General features: G+C 63.5%; 1 protein-coding gene and 1 pseudogene. One reads left to right on the forward strand and one right to left on the reverse strand.

Translation table 11 applies throughout. The features are described from left to right. A pseudogene (locus EOA27_RS39240) lies at positions 1-179 on the reverse strand (polyprenyl synthetase family protein); the annotation flags it as partial. A gap of 163 nt (positions 180-342) precedes the next feature. Here EOA27_RS39240 and EOA27_RS39245 point away from each other — a divergent pair. Next, complete coding sequence (locus EOA27_RS39245) at positions 343-567, forward strand: DUF2007 domain-containing protein (protein WP_127259063.1); 225 nt, start codon at positions 343-345, stop codon at positions 565-567. Positions 568-608 lie beyond the last annotated feature (41 nt).

The following is a 608-nucleotide window of genomic DNA, read 5'->3' on the forward strand; positions in this document are numbered from 1 at the left end:
CGCTTGCCGCCGGACGAGATCAGATGGTTGGCAACCTCGGGGATCATCTCGACGTCTGAGCCGGCCTTGGACAGGATCAGCTTGTTGACGCGCCCCATGTCGGCGGCCGTCAGATCGATCAGATCCTTGATGGAGGCGGGTTCCCGCTTCCCGCTTTCGATGTTGAGAACGACACCCACCACAGACACTCCCGTCTATTCCAAGCGCACGACGGCACCTAGTTCCCGAAGCAGACTCTAGGGCGGCATCCACCGGCACGGCAAGAGGCGAATTGGCGCGGTTGCGGCCGGCGGCGGGAACGCCCACGTTTACAGGAACGGCGCAACCTGCGATTTTCATTTCATGATAGAGCTCATCCGTACCAACGACGCCGTGATCATCTCCTTCGTCGAATCGCTGATGCGCGACGCCGGCATCGCCTGTTTCGTCGCCGATGAGAACATGAGCGTGCTCGACGGCTCGATCGGCATCCTGCCGCGGCGCGTCATGGTCGACGCCGACAAGGCGGACGCGGCGCGGCGCATATTGACCGATGCCGGCATCGCCAACGAGATCCGCCGGAAATGACGTCCGCGTCGCCCGCAGCCCTTGTCCCGGACACACCGGCC

It is taken from the genome of Mesorhizobium sp. M2A.F.Ca.ET.037.01.1.1, assembly GCF_003998075.1.
Lineage (GTDB): Bacteria > Pseudomonadota > Alphaproteobacteria > Rhizobiales > Rhizobiaceae > Mesorhizobium.

Bases quoted from the DNA above. Each gene is read 5' to 3' on its own strand.
- EOA27_RS39245 (WP_127259063.1), top strand. From the start codon at position 343: ATGATAGAGCTCATCCGTACCAACGACGCCGTGATCATCTCCTTCGTC.